Source organism: Streptomyces sp. Q6, assembly GCF_036967205.1.
In the GTDB taxonomy this organism is placed as follows: domain Bacteria; phylum Actinomycetota; class Actinomycetes; order Streptomycetales; family Streptomycetaceae; genus Streptomyces; species Streptomyces citrinus.
In genome coordinates, this window is record NZ_CP146023.1 from 193,140 (window position 1) to 214,142 (window position 21,003).

Annotated in this window: 19 protein-coding genes and 2 pseudogenes; 11 read left to right on the forward strand and 10 right to left on the reverse strand. The window is 69.3% G+C overall.

Annotation, left to right across the window (positions count from 1 at the left end):
- Nucleotides 1-182: 182 nt before the first annotated feature.
- The 3 genes and pseudogenes from V2W30_RS40460 to V2W30_RS41790 form a co-directional block, all read right to left on the reverse strand.
- Entirely contained in the window at nt 183-1,085 is a 903-nt protein-coding gene (locus V2W30_RS40460; RefSeq protein WP_338704171.1) for an alpha/beta hydrolase, read from the reverse strand.
- Between the two features lie 112 nt (nt 1,086-1,197).
- Complete coding sequence (locus V2W30_RS40465) at nt 1,198-2,163, reverse strand: sigma-70 family RNA polymerase sigma factor (RefSeq protein WP_338704172.1); 966 nt, start codon at nt 2,161-2,163, stop codon at nt 1,198-1,200.
- 59 nt (nt 2,164-2,222) lie between these two features.
- Nucleotides 2,223-2,330 (reverse strand): annotated as a pseudogene (locus V2W30_RS41790) (lytic transglycosylase domain-containing protein); the annotation flags it as partial.
- Between the two features lie 340 nt (nt 2,331-2,670).
- On the opposite strand from V2W30_RS41790, the gene V2W30_RS40475 reads away from it, so the two are divergent.
- Nucleotides 2,671-3,117, forward strand: a complete 447-nt coding sequence (locus V2W30_RS40475; protein ID WP_338704173.1) for an acyl-CoA thioesterase — start codon at nt 2,671-2,673, stop codon at nt 3,115-3,117.
- A 226-nt stretch (nt 3,118-3,343) separates the two neighbouring features.
- Complete coding sequence (locus tag V2W30_RS40480; protein WP_338704174.1) at nt 3,344-3,631, forward strand: hypothetical protein; 288 nt, start codon at nt 3,344-3,346, stop codon at nt 3,629-3,631.
- A gap of 15 nt (nt 3,632-3,646) precedes the next feature.
- Here V2W30_RS40480 and V2W30_RS40485 read toward each other — a convergent pair whose 3' ends face one another.
- Nucleotides 3,647-4,117: an SsgA family sporulation/cell division regulator gene (locus V2W30_RS40485; RefSeq protein ID WP_338704176.1), complete on the reverse strand. Its 471-nt coding sequence runs from the start codon at nt 4,115-4,117 to the stop codon at nt 3,647-3,649.
- A gap of 330 nt (nt 4,118-4,447) precedes the next feature.
- Between V2W30_RS40485 and V2W30_RS40490 the strand changes: the two genes are divergently transcribed.
- Nucleotides 4,448-5,248 (forward strand): alpha/beta hydrolase, encoded by an 801-nt coding sequence (locus V2W30_RS40490; protein WP_338704178.1) that lies wholly within the window; start codon nt 4,448-4,450, stop codon nt 5,246-5,248.
- A gap of 18 nt (nt 5,249-5,266) precedes the next feature.
- Here V2W30_RS40490 and V2W30_RS40495 read toward each other — a convergent pair whose 3' ends face one another.
- The gene (locus V2W30_RS40495; RefSeq protein WP_425244740.1) at nt 5,267-8,008 is read right to left on the reverse strand and encodes a helix-turn-helix transcriptional regulator; all 2,742 of its coding nucleotides are present in this window, start codon (nt 8,006-8,008) and stop codon (nt 5,267-5,269) included.
- 574 nt (nt 8,009-8,582) lie between these two features.
- Between V2W30_RS40495 and V2W30_RS40500 the strand changes: the two are divergent.
- From V2W30_RS40500 to V2W30_RS40515, 4 genes and pseudogenes are all read left to right on the forward strand, one after another.
- Nucleotides 8,583-9,116 (forward strand): annotated as a pseudogene (locus V2W30_RS40500) (NAD(P)-binding protein); the annotation flags it as partial.
- A gap of 93 nt (nt 9,117-9,209) precedes the next feature.
- A complete protein-coding gene (locus V2W30_RS40505; RefSeq protein WP_338704180.1) occupies nt 9,210-9,494 on the forward strand; it encodes a WhiB family transcriptional regulator in 285 nt (94 codons plus the stop codon).
- Between the two features lie 106 nt (nt 9,495-9,600).
- The gene (locus tag V2W30_RS40510) at nt 9,601-10,575 is read left to right on the forward strand and encodes an NAD(P)-dependent oxidoreductase (RefSeq protein ID WP_425244733.1); all 975 of its coding nucleotides are present in this window, start codon (nt 9,601-9,603) and stop codon (nt 10,573-10,575) included.
- A 67-nt stretch (nt 10,576-10,642) separates the two neighbouring features.
- Nucleotides 10,643-11,428: a hypothetical protein gene (locus tag V2W30_RS40515; protein WP_338704181.1), complete on the forward strand. Its 786-nt coding sequence runs from the start codon at nt 10,643-10,645 to the stop codon at nt 11,426-11,428.
- A gap of 157 nt (nt 11,429-11,585) precedes the next feature.
- Here the strand turns inward: V2W30_RS40515 and V2W30_RS40520 are convergent, their stop codons facing one another.
- Complete coding sequence (locus V2W30_RS40520; protein WP_338704182.1) at nt 11,586-11,768, reverse strand: hypothetical protein; 183 nt, start codon at nt 11,766-11,768, stop codon at nt 11,586-11,588.
- 173 nt (nt 11,769-11,941) lie between these two features.
- Here V2W30_RS40520 and V2W30_RS40525 point away from each other — a divergent pair, with 173 nt between their 5' ends.
- Together V2W30_RS40525 and V2W30_RS40530 are read left to right on the forward strand one after the other, a co-directional pair.
- Nucleotides 11,942-12,604, forward strand: coding sequence for an HAD-IA family hydrolase (locus V2W30_RS40525; protein ID WP_338704184.1), 663 nt, complete (start codon nt 11,942-11,944; stop codon nt 12,602-12,604).
- A 10-nt stretch (nt 12,605-12,614) separates the two neighbouring features.
- Complete coding sequence (locus V2W30_RS40530; RefSeq protein ID WP_338704185.1) at nt 12,615-13,532, forward strand: TIGR03619 family F420-dependent LLM class oxidoreductase; 918 nt, start codon at nt 12,615-12,617, stop codon at nt 13,530-13,532.
- 375 nt (nt 13,533-13,907) lie between these two features.
- Here V2W30_RS40530 and V2W30_RS40535 read toward each other — a convergent pair whose 3' ends face one another.
- A complete protein-coding gene (locus V2W30_RS40535; protein WP_338704186.1) occupies nt 13,908-14,396 on the reverse strand; it encodes a TetR/AcrR family transcriptional regulator in 489 nt (162 codons plus the stop codon).
- A gap of 200 nt (nt 14,397-14,596) precedes the next feature.
- Here V2W30_RS40535 and V2W30_RS40540 point away from each other — a divergent pair, with 200 nt between their 5' ends.
- Nucleotides 14,597-16,129 carry an MDR family MFS transporter gene (locus tag V2W30_RS40540; protein ID WP_338704187.1) on the forward strand — a complete coding sequence of 511 codons (1,533 nt, stop codon included), beginning with the start codon at nt 14,597-14,599 and terminating at the stop codon, nt 16,127-16,129.
- Nucleotides 16,130-16,166: 37 nt separating this feature from the next.
- Here the strand turns inward: V2W30_RS40540 and V2W30_RS40545 are convergent, their stop codons facing one another.
- A complete protein-coding gene (locus tag V2W30_RS40545; RefSeq protein ID WP_338704188.1) occupies nt 16,167-16,664 on the reverse strand; it encodes an SRPBCC family protein in 498 nt (165 codons plus the stop codon).
- Nucleotides 16,665-16,825: 161 nt separating this feature from the next.
- On the reverse strand, nt 16,826-19,624 hold the full coding sequence (locus V2W30_RS40550; protein ID WP_338704189.1) for an ATP-binding protein: 2,799 nt from the start codon (nt 19,622-19,624) through the stop codon (nt 16,826-16,828).
- 249 nt (nt 19,625-19,873) lie between these two features.
- Between V2W30_RS40550 and V2W30_RS40555 the strand changes: the two genes are divergently transcribed.
- Nucleotides 19,874-20,239, forward strand: coding sequence for a response regulator transcription factor (locus V2W30_RS40555; protein WP_338704190.1), 366 nt, complete (start codon nt 19,874-19,876; stop codon nt 20,237-20,239).
- 23 nt (nt 20,240-20,262) lie between these two features.
- On the opposite strand, the gene V2W30_RS40560 is transcribed toward V2W30_RS40555, so the two are convergent.
- Nucleotides 20,263-20,922 carry a response regulator transcription factor gene (locus tag V2W30_RS40560; protein WP_338704191.1) on the reverse strand — a complete coding sequence of 220 codons (660 nt, stop codon included), beginning with the start codon at nt 20,920-20,922 and terminating at the stop codon, nt 20,263-20,265.
- Nucleotides 20,923-21,003: the final 81 nt, after the last annotated feature.

Here is a 21,003-nt window from a genome sequence, read left to right on the forward strand (position 1 = left end):
CCACGGTTCGTCACCGTTTTTTACGGCTCTGTACGGCCTGATCGACATGTCGTGCACAGCATTTCACGGGCTTCGACCCCCGAAGCGGGGAGACAGTTCTACAGGACTACGACGGACCGTCTCCCGTCCCGGGTTCACGGGCGCCATCGAGCAGGGCGACGCCCGTGAACCTTTGTTGTGCGCTACCGCCCGGTCCGCAGGACGAAGTCACGGACGGTGTTCGCGAACAGTTCCGGCTCCTCGATGTGCCCCATATGCCCGCTGTTCTCCAGTACGAGCAGCCGTGAGTCGGGGATCAGCTCGGCCAGTTCGTACGCCCAGCGCGGCCCACAGATCACGTCGTGTCGGCCCACGATGACCAGAGCCGGCGGCTCCAGGCTCTTCAGCGCGGTCCGGTCGTCGATGCTTTCCGGTACGAGGTTCTCGTCCAGGCCCGAGATGTAGGTGGCCTGCACCGCGTCCCGGAAGGGGGCCAATTTTTCCTCATTGCCCCAGTAGTCGGCGAAGTAGGAGGGCAGGACTCCGCGCGCTACCGCAACGGTCTGCTCGTCGCTGGAGATATCTGCCATGGCGCCGAACGCGGCCAGCACATCCGGCAGCCCCGGGTGGCCCGCATGCTTGGCGACGAACGCCTCCACCATGCGACTCGCCTCCGCCCCGTGCTCCGGCCCGGTGACGGGCGCGCCTTCGTACAGGACGACGCCCGCCACCTGCTCAGGCCGGTGCAGCGCGTGATAGGCGGTCACGAACGCGCCGTGCGAGTGCCCGAGCAGGTGCACCCGGGGCACCCCGAGCCGGCTGATCAGCACCTGAAGGAAGCGGCTGTAGCGCTCGCGGGTGTAGCCGTGCGGATGCGAGGGCAGCCGGCTGTCCTCGGCGGTGCCCACGGGCTCGACGTAGACCATCGTCAGGTGCTCCTCGAGAGCGGGCATGCGCAGGTACTCGTAGAAGATGCCGGGACCGCCGGAGTGCGCCACGCATACGGGGCCGCTGCCGTGGACGTGATAGCGCTGGACGATTCCGCCCGTTTGGTAGGAGTGGGTGCCGAGGGAGAGGGGACCGGTGGGTGCGAGGGGTATGTTCATGGAGATCTCCGTGGATCCGCAGGTGTCTGTGACACCGACACGACGCACCAGGCACCGGGGAGTTCTATCGGCGGCAGGTGATCTGGGTCACTCCTCCGGGGTGGGCCCGTGTTCAGGCTGCCGCGGGAGCGGGCGCGTGCGGGGGACGCGCCGCGTGGTAGAGGGAGACCCGGTCGAAGCGGCTGCCCTCCAGCGACATGATCCAGGCCACCCCGGGAGGGCAATGGTCCGGGTCGTTGGGCGGGCTGACCAGTTCCATCTCCCAGACCACCAGCGACCGCCCGGCCACCACATGCAGGGGGCGCTGACGCACCCCGGCTGAGAGGTCCCCCTCCATGCCCGCGAGCAACAGACCGGCCCCACCCAGCCGTTGACCTCCGGCCAGCAGCGAGACCTCGGGGGAGTAGCGGTCCTTGACCACCGCGCCGAACTCGCCGCGTTCCGCGGCTGCGAGGGTCTCGCGCGCCTCCTGCCAACTGGTTTCCGTGCGGCGTGTCATGTCGTCGTGGGCTGAGGCCGCAGCGGCGGTGAGGGCCTGGGCGAGGGCCGCGCGTGCCTGGTTCAGTCGGCTGCGTACCGTGCTCACCGGCACCGCGCAGGCCTCGGCGATCTGCTGGTAGGAGGTCACCCCGGTGGAGAAGTACCGCAGCACGAGCGGCAGGCGCAGTGTGGGCGACAGCGCCTCCACGGCCTCCCAGACCCAGTCCCGCAACGCATGGTTCTGGAGGACTTGTTCGGGCGTGGCGCCGGAAGCGGGCAGGGGGACCGCCTCCATGGGCTCGACCCGCCGGGCGGCCCGCAGCAGCGTGCGGCAGTTGTTGCGCACGACCATGCGCAGCCAGGGCCCCACGGCCTCCGGATCGCGGACGTCCACGATCCGGCGCAGCGCCACTAGCGCCGCCTCCTGGAGGACGTCGTCCACGTCCGGGCCCGGTCCCAGCAGGCTGAGGGCCACTGCCCGCATGCCGGGCCGGTGCCGCTCGAGGAGCAGGGCCAGCGCCGACACGTCGCCTGACTGCGCCGCCCGGGTCAGGGCCGCGTCCTGTGCGGGGCCGGTGTCTCCCGGTATTCCGCTCATACCTCGTCCTCCCGATCGCGACACGTGTTTTCTATCTTGAACGTTTACAGGAGACGGCCTCAGTACCAGTGGTTGGTCTGCCAGAAGGGCCATGCGTCGCACGGGCTTCCATAGGCGCTGTTCATGTAGTTGAGGCCCCACTTGATCTGGGTGGCCGGGTTGGTCCGGCGCCTGAGGAGGCGTTGACGGCGGCCTAGTTTTAGCTGGGCTCGTGGTCCACGACGAGGTTGCTGAAGCACTGGAACTGAGTGCTCGGTACCAGCGACGCCGACGACGCTTCCGACTGCGGTGACCGCTGTGGCGGAGGCCACGGCGAATCGCCGGACCGACATGAGGCTCACGCGGTTTCCTTCCGATACGACCAAATGTTTGAGCAGGTGCGAATACTCACACATCGCTCTTGCTCGCGCGGCTGAGAACGCTGAACCCGTTGAAGGGTTCGACACGTGTATCAAGAAGCGCGCAGCCTCGACAGGCTGCTTGACGCGGAAAGGCTGGTCCTCAGACATGTCAAAGGCATTCACGAAAACCTTCGAGGTCCGTTGGGACGATGTGGACGCCAACGGCCATCTGCGTAACACGAGATATCTGGAGTACGCCGCTTCGGCCCGGCTCGCCATCCTGATGGAAGCGGACTGGAGCCCACAAGCCCTGCGCCAGGCAGGACTCGCCCCCGTGACACTCAGCGATGATGTCCGCTATCGGCGCGAGGTCTTCCCCGCCGAAGTCGTCACCGTGGGCACCCACGTCATCGGACTGAGCGAGGACGGTTCGCGCTGGCAGTTCGAGCACATTCTGACGCGCGCGAGTGGTGAAAGGGCTGCCGAGGTACGCACCTTGGGCGCCTGGATCGACCTCGGCACCCGCAAGATCACCGCGCCTCCGGCCGGACTGCGAGCCCACTTCGAAGCCGCGCGAACCGCAGACTGTCAGGACCTCACCCCAAGGTCCTGACAGTCCATTGTGAGTGGGGCGGCCGCCCTCGCGTCGGGGGAAGATCACGAGGACGACCACCCCGTCCTGCGTCCAGGCCAGCCAACCAACACCCTGACGCAGGAGCTCTTCACCAGGGCAACGGGGTTGAGGGCACGGCAGGTTCACAGGAAAGCGAAGCAAACGGCTTTGGTGGGAGACTTCAACATGTTTGTCCCCTATGGCCGCAGGGAGACGGGAGCACCGGATGGCGAACGACCTGCTGCGGCCTGTTCAGCCCTGCGCGCTCCCCCTGGCGAACGCCGCATCTGGATGCATACCCCACGGGGCATGGAGCGTGGCGTTCGTCCATGACCAACTGACCACCGCAGGCTGGCTGGTGGAGTGGCGGCTGTTCGACGTGTGCCGGCGGATCGGCTCGACCAATCGGCATGGGCATCGCGCGCTCGCCCTGAAAGCACGTTCGCACCGGCGGCTGTGCGGAGCGCTCGGGGCGCAGCAATCCGCACGACCACTGGTCGACGGGCGGGCTTAGGACCCTCGACCATGGTCAGTCGCAGTGAGTCTGGGGCTCCTGGAGCAGATCCACGGTCGCGGCGTCCCAGTCGATCTTGCTGAGTTCGGCCTCGGCGGGTACCACCTCGTAGGTCTCGGCCAGCCACTCTGCCAGCGGCGGCACGGGCAGCTCGAACAGCGCAGCGGTGTCGCGGGATGTCAGCCGCAGCCGTGCGGTGGCGCCGTCGGCGGGGTAGGACGGCCAGAGCTGGACGTCACCGAGGCCGCTCACCGAGTAGAGCCCCTGGTGCAGAAGGGCGCGGCTGATCCGCCACTGGACGCAGGGGCCGCCCTTGATGGCCAATTCCACGGACACGACCCAGGGAGTGTCCGGGGCGAACCGGAATGCGGCGCGTACGGGCTGCCGAGTAGTGAGGTTCAGTACGCGCTCGATGTCCAGGACCAGCTCGGAGCGGCCGTGCGATACCGCGCGGCAGGTCTGTCGATCCGATGGGTTGCCGCTCATGGCGAGTTGGCCCCTCTCTGTGGCGGAAGCTGGCCTCGTCCACTGTTGCCGCCACGAGAGCGACGTACATAAGTCACTTGACCGGTCAACTTGACCGAGTTGGGCCCCGGGCGCCGTGCCGGGCGGGCGGGGGATCGGCTCCAGACGGCCCCGTGTCCGTTTGCGGCGACTTGGCCGGGGCGCCGGGAACGGGCTGTCCGGCGCTGTCGGACACCACGGACCAAGAACATTAAGTCATTCGACTGTCGCCCTTGACCTGCCCTTGAAGGATGCTGAAACGGTCGCCCGCGTGCCGGTGCCGGGTGGTCGTCGTGCTCGGAGGAAGCAGCCGTGAACCGTACCCCCGTCGTCTTCATCCATGGTGCGTGGCTTCACGCGTTGTCATGGGAGTCGTGGGCGGAGCGTTTCGCCAGCCGGGGCTTCCTCGCGTTCACACCGGGCTGGCCGGGGGAGGCGTTCACCGTGGGGGAGATGCGGAAGTCCTCCGACCGGCTCACCGACATCGGCCTGGACCTGCTGACGGACCACTACGCCAAAATCGTAGGCTCGTTCGATGTTGCGCCGGTGATCATCGGTCACTCGGTCGGCGGGCTCATCGCCCAACACCTCATCGGAGCCAACATCGGCCAGGCCGCAGTGGCCATCGCCCCCGCTCCGGTCAACGACATCGCGGTGTCCGCCCCGCAGACCGGGCTGTGGCACCCGGGCCAGTCCGACGACACTGATCCAACAGTTTCCCTGTCCTCGGATCAGTTCCATCGGCTCTTTGCGAACACCGTCACCGCGGACGAGTCCGCCCGACTCTACGAACGCTATGTCGTGCCGACACCCCGCCGGCTGCTCGCCGACCTCGGCTGCGGAGACTCGGCGCGCAGTCCGCGCGCGGTGGCCGACGTCGGCAACGCGGGCCGCGGCCCGCTCCTGCTGATCTCGGGACAGGAGGACCTGCTGGTGCCTGACGCCGCCACGCGCGCGGCGTACAAGCAGTACGGCGACTCCATGGCCGTCACCGACCTCAAGCAGTTCGCGGACCGCGCGCACTCACTGACCATCGACAACGGATGGAGGTTCGTCGCGGACTACGTGCTCGGCTGGCTCGACGAACACGGTCTGCGGGCCCACCCCCTGTAGGAACCCGGGAGGGCGCACTCACACGTTCTGGTCGTCGCGGATCCTGCCCAGGGCGTCGCGGAGGGCGGCGCGGGAGGTGATGCCGAGTTTGGGGAAGACTCGGTAGAGGTGTGAGCTGACGGTGCGTGGGGAGAGGTGCATGCGTTCGCCGATCTCCTTGTTGGTCAGGCCGCTTGCGGCGAGGTCGGCGATCCGGCGCTCCTGCCAGGTGAGTTCGGTCAGTTGCGTGGTCGCGCGTGTGACCAGGCCGGAGACGCGGAGTTCGGCTTGGGCGCGTTCGGCCCAGGTGGCGGCCCCGAGGCGTTGGAAGGTCTGGGCGGCGAGGGTGAGGGAGGGGCGGGCGGTTTTGGGTCCGTGGGTGTGGCGTTGGCGGATGCCGTGGGCGAGGTGGATGCGGGCGAGTTCGTAGGGGAAGTGGTGGGCGTGGGGGTGGGTTTGGGCTTGGTGGTAGTAGTGGTCGGCTTGGGTGGGGTCGGGGGTGGTCATGGCGAGGGCGCCGTAGGTGGTGAGGGCGAGGCGGGGGCTGATGTGGGGGAGGCCTGCGTGGTGGGCGGCTTGGGCGTGTTGGTGGGCTTGTTGGGTGCGGCCGGTGTGGAGGGCTGCTTCGACGAGGTCGAGGAGGGTGCGGGGGGCTTGGTGGGCGTAGGGGTGGAAGGTGCCGGGGGGTGTGATGCCGATGGCGTGGAGGTATGCGGCTTCGTAGTCGCCTTCGGCGAGGGCGGTGGTGGTGCCGATGGTGTCGGTGATCTGGGTGAGGAAGCCGATGCCGCGGGGGCGGGCCCAGGTGTCGACGGTGGCTTGCAACTCGCGTGCGTGCTCGACCTGGCCCCGCAACGCCGCCAACAACCCCAAGTAGGCATGCGTGTGGTGGACGAACAACGCGTGCTTGTGCGTCGTCGTCAGCTCCAGGCAGCGCCGCCCAGTGCGCTCCGCCTCGTCCCACTCACCCACCGCGATCTGGTCCAGCATGATCAGATGCAGCATCGTCATGGCGTCCGCCAGGGCGCCCGTCTCGATCTCGCGGTCCACCATGCGCTGCAAATGTGGCCGGTACTGACTGAGCGCGTCCACGTGATAGGCGGCGGCGCCCAGCCGGGTGACGTCCCAAGGTTCCAGCGAGTGCACGTCGGCGAAGGCACGCTCCAGCCGTTCGTTCACCCCGGCCCCGCGCAGGACGACGTCACCCCACGCGTCCTGGTAGATGCGCGAGTGCGCGGGCACCAGGTCGCCCAGGCTGTCCAGCAACTCGTGGACCCGCAGCCACCACGCCTCGTCACTGCCGTACTGGCTGATGGCCAGCAGCAGGTCGATCAGCCGGGTGAGCACCTCGTTCGACTGGCCGACCCCGCGGTCGCGCAGACTCTCGATCGCGGCGAAGACCTGGTGCTGCGAGGAGCGGATGTCCCCGTCCTCGAAGAAGGCGACATAGCCCGACGCGACCACCGAGTCCGGGGAGCCGCCGGTGTCTACGCCGGCACCTGCGCGGACCAGCTGCCTTGCCTGGTCCAACCGGCCCGAGTGTCCGGCGACGTACGCCGCGCTGCCCAGTCTGCGGGACCGTTCTTGGTGGGTTTCGCTCAGTTCGGCGGCGCGGGTCAGCCAGGCCACGGCGGCGACCGCGCCGCCGCGCCGGGTGGCGGACTCGGCGGCCGCTTCCAGAGCGGCGGCGACCGCCTCGTCCGGGTCGACGGCCGACGCCGCCAGATGCGTGGCCCGCCGCTCCACGTTGTCGCGGTGGACGTCGGCGAGTACGGTATGTGCCGCGCGCCGCTCGTTCGGAGTCGCCGTCTGCACCACGGACGACCGCACCAGCGGATGCCGGAAGACGAAGTCACCACTGAGCGGATCGACCACCAGCAGCCCATAGTCGGTGGCCTCGTCGGTGTCAGTCATCCGGTACCGGCCACCCCTGGCCTGACCGGCCGCCGTACCGGCCCCGACACCGTCCAGGGCGCCGCGCAGCAGCTCCGCGCGGACGGGGTCGCTCAGAGCCTTGATCCGGGCGCCGTAGACCTGTTGCAGGCGCTGCGGCAGGGGGATGCCGGTGTAGCCGAAGGGCTCCTCCGGCGCGTGCCCCGTTCGACGGTCGCGCACGTACGGAGGCAGTTCCAACAGGGCCAGCGGATTGCCCTGAGCCTCCTCCAGGACCAGGCGGCGCACACGGTCGGCCAGTCCGGGGTGGTGCAGGTCCAGCATCTGCTCGGCGGCCTTCTCCGACAGTGTGGTCACCGCAAGTTCCTTCAGCGCAGCGGTGTCGAAGCCCGAGGGCACACCAGCCCGCAGGACGACGACGAGCTTCACCGAGCTGCCGGTGAGGCGACGCCCGACGAAACCGATCACCTCGGTGCTGGAAGCGTCCAGCCACTGCCCGTCGTCCAGAACGAGCAGCAGTGGATGCTGAGAGGCGGCCAAGGAGAGCAGGTCGAGGACGGCGATTCCGAGGGTCATGACCGACGGGGGAGTGCCTTCGCTCCTGCCGAAGACGACGTCGAAGACCTTGCGGTGGACCTGGTCCAGCCGGTCGATGTAGGACAACAGCGGATACAGGAACTGGTGCAGCCCGGCGAACGGAAGTTCCGACTCCGCCTCAACTCCGGCCGCCCGGATCACCCGGTACCGCTCCGCCACCGCGAGCTGCGACACATGTCCCAGCAACGCGCTCTTGCCCACACCAGAGTCGCCGCGCAGCACGAGCGCCCTGCCTCCGGGGGCCGCCACGAACGCGGACAGCACCTCCTGCTCGCTGTCGCGTCCGATCATCGTCCCGATCACTGACTCCACCGTCCCCCACTCCCTTCCCCGATGAACCAGCCCGGCCCGAACGCTCTCGCATTCAGGCGCATGGAACAGGCCAAAGCACTTGTGAGGGTACGTTGTTGTCCCTCCCTGCCGTCGTGACAGGTGTCCCCTCGGTCAGCCGCCCGGGCTCAAGGGTGATGCGTGCCCGCAACCGGTCTCGGACGGCTGTTCAGGGGACATCGCGGCTGGTGGTCGGTCCGGCCCTCCTCGGTGTGATCCCTGAGGGCGAGCGGTCGTGCTCGTGATACGTCTGGCCGTCCGCCCCCTCACACCTCATGCAGAAGACTAGAACGCACGGAAGAATCCGTCAGCCTCTATGGCCGGAAAGTTCGTGTTGTACGGCTGGCCCACACGCCTGGAGAGGCCATCTGTAGGGCTGGCCCCACCACCGGCGGTTTCCGCACCGCCCCCGACGCCTCACCGCGAGCGGATATGTACCTTCTGCCACGAGACATGTTCCGGCGGCGTGACAGCCCCGGACCACGAGGAGGAACACTGCCAGGAGCCACTCGGCGCGCGCGTTCTGTCTCCGCTCCATCAGACGCGGTACGTCGTCCCGGCCGCCGCTGTCACTGTCGTACCGGACTCTGCGCTCGCCGGCCGCGCCCCTGGTCGGGGGCCGGATCGCCGTGGTCGGCGGTGGCGTTGTCGGCTGCTCGGTGGCGGCCCTGCTGGCCCGATCCCCCGGTGTGCGGGTGCAGTTGATGGAGACCGATCCGGGGCGGGCCGAGACCGCGAAGGTGCTCGGCGCCGACTACGCTCCGCCGCCCCAGGCACTGGGGGAGTGCGGTCTCGTCCTTCACGCCAGTGCCACCGAACAGGGTCTCGCCCGCTCCCTGGAACGGCTTCGGGCCGAGGCCGCCGTGGTCGACCTGAGCTGGTAGGGCGACCGGCGCATCGCCCTTTCCACTCCTATGCCGACCTGCTCGCCCCAGCTTTCGACCTGCTCGCCGACCCGGTGTTGGACGCTCTGATCAGCGGCGAGAGCCGGTTCGAGGAACTCCCCGAGGTGATGCCGGGTTTGGTATTTACCTGCCGTCTCCTGCACGATGCCCGGCGCGACGAATAAGACACATGTGAGATAGGCTCACACGTATCTACCTGTGCGTGTGTACGGACGCAAGGGCGGGCCCGACCGGCGTCCGCTGGGAAGCGAGATGGCATGGACTGGGCTGACCAAGCGTTGTGCCGGACGCAGTCGGACCGAATGTTCGTCGAGGGACCAGCCCAGAACGATGCCAAGACCTTGTGCCTGGACTGCCCCGGACGGCTCGACTGCCTCGCCCATGCCCTCGACCACCGTGAGGCGTACGGGGTTTGGGGCGCGATGACCGAGTGGGAGCGTCGCGCTCTGCTACGCCGGCGCACGTCGGTGGGTCGGGCGGAGATCTTCCGGACGGCCCGCGAGGACTCCGCGCTGATCAGCCTTCCCCGGTCGACCATGTAGCACCTGAAACCAGTCCACATATGCGGTTGGCGGGGCTCACGTGAACCCCGGGCCCAGTTACACACGTCCCAAAGGCGTGTGACACCAGAGCGGAAGAAGCTGATGCATGATGAAGGACGGCGCGACCGTCTGGCTCCCCTACCACCGAAATCAGATTCCAGGCCTGCCTGACCGGCTCTCCTACGCTTACTGGGACGGTACCGGACCGCTGCCCGGTGACCCCGCCGACGTCCGCTTCCTCGTCGGCATCCCCGCGCCCGGTGCCGAACGGGTCCTGCGCCCCGTACTGCCCCGCATGCGCAACCTCGAAGTGCTTCAACTGCTCAGTTCCGGCTACGACCACATGACGCCACTGCTCGGGGACCTGCCCGCCGGCAGTCGGCTGGCCACAGGGCGCGGCGTGCACCGCGAGACCACCGCCGAACTGGCCGTCACCTTGCTGCTGTCCCTGTGCCGGGGCCTCGACCGGTTCACCGCCCACCAGGCACAGGGGGAGTGGGTGCCTGAAGTCCACTCCACCTTGGTCGGCAAGAGGGTCCTCGTCGTCGGCTACGGCGCGGTCGGCGCCGCGGTCGCCGCCCGGCTCAGCGCGTTTCGGTGCGAGGTCGTCCTCGTGGCCCGGACCGCGCGCACCACACCCGCCGGCCAAGTGCACGGGGCGGCGGAGCTGCCCGTACTGCTGCCGACCGTGGACGCCGTGGTGTTGTGCGCGCCGCTGACAGAGGGCACACACGGGATGTTCGGCACGGAGGCGCTGGCCCGGCTGAAGGACGGGACGCTGCTCGTCAACGTCGCCCGTGGCGAACTCGTCGACACCAGCGCGGTGGTTCGGGAGGTACGGGCGGGGCGGCTGCGCGTCGCACTCGACGTCACCGACCCCGAACCCCTGCCCGCCGGACACCCCCTGTGGAGCCTGCCCGGCGCGCTCATCACCCCGCACGTCGCCGCGTTCACCGATGCCTTTCCCACCCGGACCACGGATTTCATCCGACGTCAGCTGCACCGCTACGCGCGCGGCGAGGAACTGCACAACGTCGTCCTCACGGCGACGCCCGCTGAAGGAGGCGAGCAGGCTGCCTAGGTCCTCGACCCCCACGTATGGTGACCAGCACCCCCGACTGCTCGGACCGGAGAGCCCTCTCGCGCAGGTGTTCACGGCCTGCGAGTCGGCGGGGCACGCCGCCCCGGCCGAGGCATGGCAGGCATTGACGGGCGCCTGGAGCTGGGCCGCGCCCCTGCCGACCGCGGCGTGCCACGCGGACTTCCCGGGAGCGACCGCGCGGCCGACTCCCGGTGGCTTCACGCTGTCCGGACTGTGGAGCCTTCCCGCGGCCGAGGAGACCGGCCTCTGGCTGGCCCTGCCGCTTCCCGCGTCGGCGACCGGCGAACCCGACCTCTTCGTCGTCGCCACGAAGGCGCTGTCGGGGCGGGGCGGGGCCGGGAGCCTGGTCCGCCTCGACGACCTGTACGTTCCCGCTGGCTTCGCCACGCACTCGGCGGGCGCACCGCTGCGCGTCGGCGACGCGGCGTTCCTCTGGACGGCGGTCACCGCCCTGGCACTGGGCACGGCCCGCCGTATCACCGACGTACTGGCCGCTCCGCATGCGGGCGGGGCGGCCAGTACCCCCCAAGCGGCCGCCACAGCTACGGAACTCGCCACCGTACTCCACGACGAGCGGCTGAGCCTGGCCGCGGCGCTGCACGACGCCCCTTCGGCCCGGAAGGGGCTGCCGACCGCCGTTGAGAAGCGGCTCGTTGCGCGCGTTCCACGTGCCGGGAGGGCCGTTCAGTATCTGGTCGCCGTGGCGTACGAACACGCGCTGACGGCAGACTGTGGCGGCGGGTGGCACCCCCTGCTGAGCCTGATCGAAGCAGGCTCACCGATACTCCAACTGGCCCGCTGCACGACGGAGCTTCTGCCGCCCGCGACATGACCTCCCCGATGAAGGCTGACCACGGTGATGCCCGCCGCGTATCGGGGTGAACCGGCTCCAACTCGGCGACCGTCGCACCCTCGTCAGCGACGAAACCGCCCGCGCGGCAGCTGAGCTCGTTGACCCGCGACACACCGCAGGTGCGCATCCTGGGCGTCTACCTGGCGCACCCGCACCGCACGAGCAACTGACCGCGCCCCCCAGCCACGCGGCCGCAGACGGCGAACAGCCCCGCGCCGACGTGCATCAGCCGACCTTCCAGCACGTCGTGCGGGGTCGTCGCGCTCCGCTCCTCGGACCAGGAAGGGAGCAGAGCGGTCCGGAAAGGGGGGGTGCTCACTTGCCCTCTCCCTGGTTCCTCCGTCGCCGTGGCACAGGAGCACCCCTCACCGGAACACGTAACTACGTGCCCCGAAGGTTCACACCTGACACATGTTCATGGGCGTCGACACCTCTCGAAGAGAAACATGACCTGGTGGGAAGCAACCCATGACGATCTTTTAAGGTGTGAGCATGACCCAGCACCGTAAAGGCCTCGTCCTTGACTTCGGTGGTGTGCTGACAACACCTCTGGTGCCCGCCGCGTTCGCCTTCGAGCGACGCGCGGGGCTTGCCGAGGGAACCCTGCTCACCGGCCTCTACCTGGACCCCGAAGCGCTCCGGCTGACCGAGGAACTGGAACGTGGCAACCTCACCCAGACCCAGTGGAACGAGGCGGCGGCTATCCGTCTCGGTATCCCGCCTGACAACCTGATGGGTCGCATCTTCGCCGACCTGCGCCCTGAGCCCGCGATGATCGCCGCGGCCGCCGCCGCCCGCCGCGCGGGGGTCAAGGTCGGGATCCTGTCCAACTCGGTTGGCCTGGCCCCGTGGAACCTGTACGACGGCTACGACCTGGAGACGCGCTACGACGCTGTGGTGCTGTCCGAAGGGCACGGCACGCGCAAACCGGAACCTGAGATCTTCCGGATCGTGTTGCAGGAACTCGGCTTGACCGCCGAGGAGTGCGTGTTCGTGGACGACACCGAGCAGCACCTGCCACCCGCGGCGGAGTTGGGCTTCGCAACCGTCCACGCCGTGGCCCCGGCCCGAACTGTGGCCGCCGTGGAGACCTTGCTCGGCATCCCACTGACGGACGAACACCCGGACCTGGTCCCGGACCGGGCCACCCCATGAGGAGACATCTGTGAAACTCGGCCTCGCCCTGCCGACCTTCGGCCCCGAAGCCGGCCCGGAAGGCATCCAGCGCGTCAGCCGCACCGCGGAGGAGATGGGATACGACTCCCTGTGGACCGGCGACCGTGTCCTCGCGCCTCGGGTGCCGACCGCCCCGTACCCGAGTTCGTCCGGCGCGATGCCGCGTGCCTACGAGAACCACATGGACCCCTTGGTCGCCCTGACGTTCGCCGCGGCCCACACCACCCGGGTCCGCCTGGGTACGAGCACGCTCAACGGCCTGTGGCAGTCGCCGTTGATGCTGGCCCGCTCCCTGACCACCCTCGACGTCGTCAGCCATGGGCGCCTGGTCGTCGGGCTCGGCCTGGGCTGGATGCCCGACGAGTACACCGCGGTCGGCGTGCCTTGGAAGGGACGCGGAGCGCGGCTCGAGGAGACGCTGGACGTCCTGGAGGCGTACTGGGCCAACGACGTCTTCGCGCACGGGGGGCCGCTGTTCACCATCCCGGAGACCGTGGTGGGCCTGAAGCCGAGCCAGCGGCCCGGGCCGCCGTTGCTGCTCGCGGCGTTCAGCCCTGGCGGACTGCGGCGCGTCGGACGGCGTCTCGACGGCTGGCTGCCCGTGGCGATGCCGCTGCCTCACCTGCTGGGCATGTGGGACGTCATCCAGAAGGAGGCGGTGCAGGCCGAACGCGACCCTGCGGCCCTGCACATGGCTCTGCGCGTCAACCCCGAGCTGACCGACACGAAGACCGACGTGGACCGGATGCCGGAGGCGGGCACGCTCACCCAGTACGTCGACTACGCGCGGGCCGCCGCAGAGGCGGGCGTGCACGAACTCTTCGTGGATTTCGGGCAGATACCCGCCACGCTCGCCGAACGCGTCGACCTGGCGGGCCGTTTCCTCGAAGGAGTACGGCAGGGCTGAGCAGATGCGGAATGTGTCGGCTGCTTCTGTGGTTTGCGGGACATCCACTCCTCGCCCGGCGATCTCCTCGCCCCGCGATCTATCCGCCTGGGGATCTCTTCGCACCCCTGATGGGAGAAACCTTGAAGCGCTCCGCCGCCGCGAACGTACAGCCCCGACTCCGCCGCGTCCGCCTGCCCGGTACCGTGCCGTCGCCCTCCAGGGGGGCCCAGCGTCCACGGAAGGCGGGGGAGAAGCGGGAGGCCTCCGAGGTGGACACGACTCGACAGGTCGTGGAATGAGGTGGGTGGCGGTGCCCTTGTGACACCGCCACCCCGCGCCGAAGGCCCTCGGCAGAGACGTGAAGGAAGGTGTCTGCCGAGGGCCTTCGGTGTGTCAGGACGTCCCCAGACCGTTCAGCAGGGTGTCGACGACCACGTCCGCAGCCTGGCCCGGGCTCAGCTCGGGCAGTTGCTGGTTCACCAGGTGCATGAGTTGCGGCAGCAGCGCGCTCGCCCAGCCCTCTGCGAGGCCGGGACGCATGAGGCCCTCATCGGTGGCGCGTTGCAGGAAGGCGTCGACCGCGTGGATGGCCGCGTCGCGGCGTGCGTGGACGCTGTCGTCGGCGAGCATGCGGGGGAGGTCGACGGGCCAGATCCGATTGACGACGATGATGTTCTCGACGTAGCGGTGCAGGGCGACGGCGACAGGGGCTTCGCACAGGCGGGCCTCCTCGATGGCGTCCTCGATGGCCGTGAGACGGGCTTCGTAGATGGCCGCGAGGAGGTCGTCGCGGTTGGCGAAGCGCCGGTAGACGGTACGCCGGTCGACACCTGCTTCGGTGGCGATGCTCGCGATGCTGGCGCCGGGATCGGCGGCGAGCATACGTGCCCCTGTCGCCAAGACTGCTTTGAGATTGCGTGCTGCGTCGGCTCTCACCGGCCCGAGTCTAGTGCCGGAATGTGATGCCTGAGACATCTACCGCCCCGTGGGAGTAGATCCCACACCTGTAAGTGCTACATTAAAGTGACAGATCTTAGAGGTTTCGTCATTTTGGTGTTTCACTTCTAGAAAGGTCACCTTCCATGTCGAAGGCAACCGAGTCCTCGTCACCCAAGGTCGGCGGGGTCGCCGCCGCGATGAGCGCACTGATCCTGGCCGTTCTGCTCGCCTCTCTTGACCAGACGATCGTCTCCACCGCGCTGCCCCGGATAGCACAGGATCTGAATGGGTTCGACGACATCGCGTGGGTCAGCGCCGCATACCTGCTCGCTTCGACCGCCGTCACCCCGCTGTGGGGCAAGCTTGGCGACATGTTCGGCCGCAAGCCGCTCTACCTGACCGCCACCTCGGTCTTCCTGATCGCCTCGGTCGCCTGCGGTCTGGCCCAGAATCTGCCCGAGCTGATCGGCGCCCGCGTCCTCCAGGGCATCGGAGGCGGCGGCATGATCGTGCTGACCTTCGCCCTTGTCGGCGACATCGTCGCCCCGAGCGAACGCGGCCGGTACCAGGGCATGTTCGGCTCGGTTTACGGCGTCGCCAGCATCGTCGGTCCCCTGCTCGGCGGTGTTTTTACTGACCAGCTCTCCTGGCGGTGGGCCTTCCTGGTCAACCTGCCCGTCGGCATCGTGGCCCTGATCATCGCCGCCCGCGCCCTGCCCGCCGCCACCCGGGGTACCAAGGCCCGCATCGACTACCTCGGCGCGACCCTGCTGGCTGCCATCGCCACCGGCCTGGTCCTGATCACCTCGTTCGGTGAGCGTTGGGGCTGGGGCTCTCCGGCCATCGTCGGCCTGATCGTCGCCACCGTCGCGCTGGCCGTGCTCCTGGTCCCGGTCGAGCGCCGCGCCGCCGCCCCCGTCCTGCCGCCGGCCATGCTCGGCTCCCGGACCGTCGTGTTCTCCTCGCTGATCGGCTTCTTCGCCAACGCCGCCATGTTCGCCGTACTGGTCTACCTGCCGACCTACCTCCAGATCGTCCACGGCGTCTCCGCCACCCTGTCCGGCGTCTACATGCTGCCGCTGGTCGCCGGTCTGGTCATCAGCCAGTCCCTGGCCGGACGCTGGGCCTCGCGCGTCGGCCTGCTGCGGAGGATCCTGCTCGGCGGCCTGGCGGCCAACCTCGCCGGACTGCTCCTGCTCGGCACCATCGGCGCCGCCACCAACACCCTCGTGCTGAGCGTCTACTTCCTGATCACCGGCGTCGGCATCGGCATGGTCCCCATGGTCGTCCTGACCACCGTCCAGAACAGCGTGCCCGTCGCCGATCTCGGCGCCGCCAGCGCCGTGGTCACCTTCGCCCGTTCCATCGGTGCTGCCTTCGGAGTCGCCGTCTTCGGCACCCTCCTCAACACCGGCTTCGCCGACCGCACCCACGCCCTGCCCACCGCCGGCGGCTTCGACGCCGCCCGCCCCGACACGATCGGGCAGCTGCCCGGCGCCCTCCGCGACACCGCCCTGGACGCCTTCGCCCACGCCACCGCCACCGGCTATCTCTGGATCGCCCCCACCCTCGCCGTCGGCATCCTGCTCGCCCTCTTCCTCAAGCCGACCCGCAAGGGCGGCGAGGCCGCTTCCGCTCCCGCCACCGTCGCCGAGGAGCCCGTATCCGCCGCCTGACCGATCGCACCCAGCACGTTTCGCCCGGCCGACGCCCTCACGGGTGCCGGCCGGAAGCGCCTTCCGGGGGAGTCTCCGAGAGCCTCTTGAGCTGGGCCAGCCACAGGGAATTCATCCGCTGCGCCCACACCGGGGACGCTGCCTGGAATGACTTGGCGGCGGCACCGCGCACGACGTTCTCGGTTACTACATGCGTACCGACCTCGACCGGGACGAGCAGCCACGCCTGATACAGCTGCACCCCGGCGCCGATGCCCGACCAGCCGAGCCGGTGATGCGGCACGTGCTCGCCCATGAAGATCTCGAACCGGTGCTGGTGGAACCACACCTGGTAGGTCCTGGGGAGCTGCCCGGCCTGCACTTTGGCGATGCCCGGTACCCACTGTGGCCACCGCCCCACATCGCTCAGCAGTGTGAAGGCCACATCGGGTGGCGCGTGCACGACGGCCTGCGCCTGACAGAAATTCTGGGCCTGGTCGGGGGAGAAGCCCGAGGGCCAGTGGATGTCCGGATGGCTCTCCGACGCGCCGGGCATCCGGTTCCCCTTTCGTGATGCGGGTGACCTCGGGAACGGCCACCAGTCGAGGGCGTACCGGAAGGGCGCCCTCCCGCCCCACTCTGGCCGTCTGGCCCCGACCCGGCATAGGTCAAATGACTTGGGGAAACGGCAAACGCTTGGGGATCACGAGGGTTGCCTCACCCGCCGTCGTTGCGCGCGTCGAGCTCCGACAGCGCGTCCCGCAGCGCGGCCCGCGAAGTGATGCCCAGCTTCGGATAGATCTGGTACAGGTGTGTGCCGATGGTCCGATGGGACAGGAAGAGCCGCTCGGCGATCTGCTTGTTGGTCAGCCCGGTCGCCGCGAGCGTCGCGATCTGCAACTCCTGCGCGGTCAGCGCCACCGGCCCCGGCCGGGCGGCAGCGGGCGTGGACTGGCCACTGGCTCGCAGCTCCGCCACCGTACGCGTCACCCAGGGCTTGGCACCGAGGCGCTGGAAGGTCTCCAGTGCCTGAGTCAGCTGCTCCCGGGAATCCGCCGTGGCCCGCAGCCGCCGCAGCCGTTCGCCGTAGAAGAGCCGCACCCGCGCCACGTCGAAGGGCCAGCGTTCCGGGTCGGGCAGCGACAGCGCCTGCTCGAAGAGCGCCAGGCTCGGCCGGCCGGGCGTGGTCAGTGCCTCGCAGGCCAGCACCAGCATCTCCAGCCGTGGCGACAGGGCCGCCATTGACGACGCGCGCATCGCCGCCGCGTGCGCCGCGGCCTCTTGGTCCCGGCCGGTACGGATGGCCGCCTCGACCAGATCCATCGTGCCCCACAGGGCGATCTGCACATAGGGGGCCACCGTCCCGGGCGGGCTCAGCGTGCAGGCGTGCTTGTAGGCGGTCTCGAAGTCGCCGCTGCCGAGCGCGGCCAGCGCCCGTGCGTGACAGGCGAAGAATCGGGCGCCGTACGTTCCGCGCGGCATCGCCCACCGGACGATCTCCTCGGTCAGCGCGGCGCTGGTTTCCGCGTCCCCCTGCGCCGCCGCCACCGCCGCCTGGATGTACTGGAAGTACCACGCGAAGAACCGGTAGTCGTGGTTCTCGCACAGGGTCAGCCCCTCGGCCGCCAGCTGCGCGGCGTCGTCCCACCGGCCCAGATGGAAGTAGTCCAGGCCCAGGTGCATCAGCGCACCCAGGTGCCGACGCACCGGCGCGGTACCGGCCCTGCCTTGTTCCACCAGCCGGCGCGTGGCCCACCGGAAGTCCCCGAGCCGGTCGGCGAAGACCGAGGCGGTTCCGACCCGGATCACCCGGGTGGGGTCGTCCCCGACCGTGGCGATCAGCTCCGTCAGCCGAGGTAGCGCCGCCGCACCGGTGCGGGCCGGGTCGCCGAAGGTCTGGGTGATCACCTGGAGCAGCTCGGGCGGTTCGGGAGTGAGCCGGTCCATGAACGCCAGCATCGGCTCCCACAGCTTCGGGTCACCGCCGTACCAGCACAGCAGGATCAGCAGATGCAGCGCCTCGATGAGCCCCTCGTCCGAGGCGTTGTAGCCGTGATCGGGTTGCGCGGATTCGATCGCGCCGATCAGCAGCCGGTAGGCGGTGTCGATGTCGCCGTCTCGGTTGATCAGCAGAAACGCCGACGCCGTCGCCGCGTGCAGCGACTGATGGCCGATCGGATGGACGAGCCGGGACTCGGCCAGCAGCCGGGTGGCGTCCTCCAGCTCACCGCCCGAGTCCACGCCGACATAGGCCGCCACCGCCAGCCTGCGGCTCTCGTCCGACGCCGCCGGACTGAGGCCCGCGGCCCGGGTCAGCGCCGCCACCGCGCCCAACGCGTCCCCGCGGCGCAGTCGGCCGCGCGCGGCCTCCTCCAGCAGGGCCGCGACCGTCTCGTCCGGGCCCGTCGCCGCCTCGCCCAGGTGCCAGGCACGCCGCTCCAGCTGGCCCCCGAGGACGTCCGCGAGCGCCCGATGGGCTCGTCTGCGCTCCGTCGGCGTCGCCAGCTCCACCACCGCAGAACCAATCAGCGGATGCCGGAACGACAGCCGCCGGTTGCCTGCGGAGATCGTCACCAGCCGGGCCTGCTCGGCGAAAACGAGATCGTCGACATCGGCCCGCCCGGACGCCGCCGCCTCGACGGACGCGAGGTCCCCCGTCCCGTCGAGGGCCGCGAGCAGCAGCAGCTCACGGCTGCGTGCGGGTAGCTCCGCCACCCGGGACGCGAACAGCGCCTGCAACCGCTCACTCAGCGGCAGCACGGCCGGCACCGCCGCCAGCGTCGACCGCTGCTCCGCCGAGAGCGCCACCGGCAACTCCACCAACGCCAGCGGGTTGCCGCGCGCCTCGGCCGCAATACGGCGTCGTACGGCGGGGGAGACGTCGGGGTGTGCGAGGACCAGCAGTTCGGTGGATGAGGCGTCGTCCAGCGGCTCGAGACGGCGCTCGGTCAGACCGCTGGACTCGAAGAAGCTCTCGGAGCCCTCACGGGAGGCGGCGAGAAAACTGATCGTGCTGCCGACCAGCCGCCGGGCGACGAAGCCGAGCACGGCGTTGGTCGCCCGATCCAGCCACGGCAGGTCGTCGACGACGAGCAGGAGCGGCGTACGGGCCGCCGTCAGCCGGAGCAGCAGCAGGACCGCGGTTGAGGTCAGCAGCTGGTCCGGCGCCGGGCCGCTGCCGATGCCGACGGCGACCCGCAGGGCGTCGCGGTGGACGGGGTCCAGGACGTCGAAGTCGTCGAAGAGCGGCACGAGAAGCTGGTTGAGCCCGGCGTAGCTGATGTCCGCCTCGAACTGCACACCGGCCGCGCGCAGCACCCGGACGCCGTTGTGGAGGGCACCGGCCGCCACCGCGTCGAGCACGGCCGTCTTGCCCACCCCCGCCTCGCCCGACAGCAGCAGGGCGGCGCCCTGGACCTCGGAGTTACCGAAGAAGGAGTGGATGAAGGCGAGGTCCCTGTCGCGTCCGACCAGTCGTGTCGAGGCCGGACAGACGGTCGAGTCCAGGTCATTCATCCAGCGGCCTCCATGGCTGACGTCCGGAGACCCGGTGACATCCGCCGACCCGGCTGCGCTGCACCTGGCTCCATGCGGTCATGTAATGGGTGCAGTCTAAAGGGCAACCAGATCGTGCTGCCCTTGCCGACCAGGCCGGCGAGGAAGGGGTGGTGAGAGGTCTGCTGGGGTTCTCTTTGCGTGAGCGATACATAAAGCGTAGGGCTCCCCCTATGGTCCCGTGGCGAGGCGGTTCGGCATGCTGAAGGCATGTCCATCAACATCGTCGTCGTCGACGACGACCCTGGGTTCCGCCGCATCGCCATGATGCTGCTGACGGCACGTGGCCTGCGTGTCGTGGCGGAGTCCCAGGACGGCGCCTCGGCCCTGGCCGCGGTGCGGGCCCATCGCCCTGACGGACTGCTGCTCGATCTACACCTGCCCGACACCGACGGGCTGACCGTGGCACGCCGGCTGGCACAGGAGAGCGACCGGCCGCGGATCGTACTGACCTCCACCGACAAATCGTTCTGGTCACCGGACGAACTCCGGCGCGCGGGCATCGAGTCCTTCGTGGCCAAGGACAAACTTTTCGATGCCGACCTGAAGAGCCTCTTCACACCCACCGCGCCCTGACGGCTGCGTGACGGCCCACGCGCCTACTGACCGAGGTAGCGCAGCACCGCCAGGACCCGCCGGTGCTGCCCGGTGGCCGACTGGTTCAGGCCCAGCTTCAGGAAGATGCCGGTGACATGGCGTTCCACGGCGGCGACGCTCACGAAGAGCTGCTCGGAGATCCCCGTGTTGGACTGGCCCTCCGCCATGAGCGCCAGGACCTCCCGCTCCTTCGGCGTGAGCGCGGCCAGCGGGTCCTCCGGGCGCTTGCGTCCCAGCAATGCCGCGATCACATCGGGGTCCAGGGCCGAGTCGCGGGCCAGGACCCGCTCGACGGCGTCGATGAGGATCTGCGGACTGGCCACTTTCTCCTTGAGGAGATAACCGACTCCGCTCGGGTCGTCCCCGACCAGGTCGAGCGCGTAGGAGGCTTCCAGGAACTGGGAGAGGACGATGACAGCGGTCTCCGGCCGGGTCGCGCGGATCTTCTGCGCGGCCCGCAGACCGTCCGCCTCCAAACCGGGAGGCATCCTGATGTCGGTGATCACCACGTCGGGGTGGTGTTCCTCGGCGGCCCGGACGAGATCCACCGCGTTGTCGACGGCCTCGATCACGTCGATTCCGGCCCTGCGCAGGATGGCCGCGATGCCTTCACGCATGAACGGCTGGTCTTCTCCGAGCACCGCACGCAGTGGTTGCCTCATGGCGAGATCCTAACCGGGGGCGTATGCGCTTCAGTTGGCCAGGAACGGGCAGCAGGCTGCCTGTGGCGTCACGACTTTGAG

What these genes read in the sequence shown, in the direction of transcription:
- V2W30_RS40550 (WP_338704189.1), bottom strand. Translation starts at nt 19,624, where the DNA reads ATGAATGACCTGGACTCGACCGTCTGTCCGGCCTCGACACGACTGGTC.
- V2W30_RS40460 (WP_338704171.1), bottom strand. Translation starts at nt 1,085, where the DNA reads ATGAACATACCCCTCGCACCCACCGGTCCCCTCTCCCTCGGCACCCAC.
- V2W30_RS40560 (WP_338704191.1), bottom strand. Translation starts at nt 20,922, where the DNA reads ATGAGGCAACCACTGCGTGCGGTGCTCGGAGAAGACCAGCCGTTCATG.
- V2W30_RS40540 (WP_338704187.1), top strand. Translation starts at nt 14,597, where the DNA reads ATGTCGAAGGCAACCGAGTCCTCGTCACCCAAGGTCGGCGGGGTCGCC.
- V2W30_RS40525 (WP_338704184.1), top strand. Translation starts at nt 11,942, where the DNA reads ATGACCCAGCACCGTAAAGGCCTCGTCCTTGACTTCGGTGGTGTGCTG.
- V2W30_RS40535 (WP_338704186.1), bottom strand. Translation starts at nt 14,396, where the DNA reads ATGCTCGCCGCCGATCCCGGCGCCAGCATCGCGAGCATCGCCACCGAA.
- V2W30_RS40465 (WP_338704172.1), bottom strand. Translation starts at nt 2,163, where the DNA reads ATGAGCGGAATACCGGGAGACACCGGCCCCGCACAGGACGCGGCCCTG.
- V2W30_RS40545 (WP_338704188.1), bottom strand. Translation starts at nt 16,664, where the DNA reads ATGCCCGGCGCGTCGGAGAGCCATCCGGACATCCACTGGCCCTCGGGC.
- V2W30_RS40480 (WP_338704174.1), top strand. Translation starts at nt 3,344, where the DNA reads ATGGCGAACGACCTGCTGCGGCCTGTTCAGCCCTGCGCGCTCCCCCTG.
- V2W30_RS40510 (WP_425244733.1), top strand. Translation starts at nt 9,601, where the DNA reads ATGATGAAGGACGGCGCGACCGTCTGGCTCCCCTACCACCGAAATCAG.
- V2W30_RS40505 (WP_338704180.1), top strand. Translation starts at nt 9,210, where the DNA reads ATGGACTGGGCTGACCAAGCGTTGTGCCGGACGCAGTCGGACCGAATG.
- V2W30_RS40555 (WP_338704190.1), top strand. Translation starts at nt 19,874, where the DNA reads ATGTCCATCAACATCGTCGTCGTCGACGACGACCCTGGGTTCCGCCGC.
- V2W30_RS40485 (WP_338704176.1), bottom strand. Translation starts at nt 4,117, where the DNA reads ATGAGCGGCAACCCATCGGATCGACAGACCTGCCGCGCGGTATCGCAC.
- V2W30_RS40495 (WP_425244740.1), bottom strand. Translation starts at nt 8,008, where the DNA reads ATGATCGGACGCGACAGCGAGCAGGAGGTGCTGTCCGCGTTCGTGGCG.
- V2W30_RS40475 (WP_338704173.1), top strand. Translation starts at nt 2,671, where the DNA reads ATGTCAAAGGCATTCACGAAAACCTTCGAGGTCCGTTGGGACGATGTG.